This window comes from Corynebacterium sp. KPL2680 (genome assembly GCF_040225675.1).
GTDB classification, from domain to species: domain Bacteria; phylum Actinomycetota; class Actinomycetes; order Mycobacteriales; family Mycobacteriaceae; genus Corynebacterium; species Corynebacterium rhinophilum.
The window spans coordinates 1-903 of sequence record NZ_JBEHFM010000061.1; the positions used below are offsets into that span (position 1 = coordinate 1).

A 903-nucleotide genomic window follows, 5' to 3' on the forward strand; every position below is an offset into this window, starting at 1 on the left:
AAATTTGACCAGGATGCAAAGGACCGTGTGGTCCGTCTCGTGGAAGACCGCATCTTGGCGGAAAATATGTCGATGCAGGCCGCATGCCAGGCAGTAGCCCCAAAGCTGGGGGTTTCATGGCACACGGCTCGTCAATGGACCCAGCAGGCCCGGCGTGCGGGGAGCATCCCAGAACCTGTGCCTGAAGATTTGGCCGCCGAAAATGCCAGGCTACGTCGTGAAAATCAAGAGCTCCGCGACACTAATGAGCTGCTGAAGGCCGCGTCGGCTTTTTCGCGTCGGAACTCGACCCCAAACGTTAAGAAATGATCCGGTTCATCGATGAATACCGGAATCGTTTCTCTGTCGAGTTCATTTGTAAGACGTTGAAAAATAACCGGGCTGGTGGGTTTATCACCTCGCGTGGTTATCGCCAGTCCAAGGCTCGCGGGTTAAGTGCTCGTCGCCTTCGTGATGCTGCGTTGGTTGAACGCATTAGTGCTGTTCATAGAGATAATTATGGTGTTTACGGTGTGCGGAAAATGTGGCATGCACTTCGCCGTGAAGGAATCGATATCGGGCGTGAACAAACCGCCCGACTGATGCGCCTGGCTGGCGTTTCTGGCAAAGGCGGATCACCAATCACAACCCGTAAGCCTAATGTGCCTGATTTGCGCCCGGACTTGGTCGAGCGTGAATTTAAAGCTCAAGGACCGAATAAGCTGTGGGTGGCCGACATTACCTATGTACGGACACGAAAAAGATTCGTCTACACCGCGTTTGTCACCGACGTCTACTCCCGGCGGATCGTCGGATGGGCGCTGTCAGATTCGATGCGGACCGAAGCTTGGGCCTGACCCCCGGAAAGTGGACACATCGGGGGCTAGCTATGCTGCTGTGGTCAGTATAGCCGAAGACTTGGTT

2 protein-coding genes are annotated in these 903 nt (G+C 54.7%); both read left to right on the forward strand.

Annotated features, from left to right (window positions below):
• On the forward strand, positions 1 to 309 hold a 309-nt coding region (locus ABRP66_RS11630; RefSeq protein WP_349838705.1), incomplete at its 5' end, for a transposase.
• Positions 306 to 836 (forward strand): IS3 family transposase, encoded by a 531-nt coding sequence (locus ABRP66_RS11635; protein ID WP_349838706.1) that lies wholly within the window; start codon positions 306 to 308, stop codon positions 834 to 836. The genes ABRP66_RS11630 and ABRP66_RS11635, both read left to right, overlap by 4 nt.
• The last annotated feature ends 67 nt before the right edge of the window (positions 837 to 903 follow it).

What these genes read in the sequence shown, in the direction of transcription:
- ABRP66_RS11635 (WP_349838706.1), top strand. Translation starts at nt 306, where the DNA reads ATGATCCGGTTCATCGATGAATACCGGAATCGTTTCTCTGTCGAGTTC.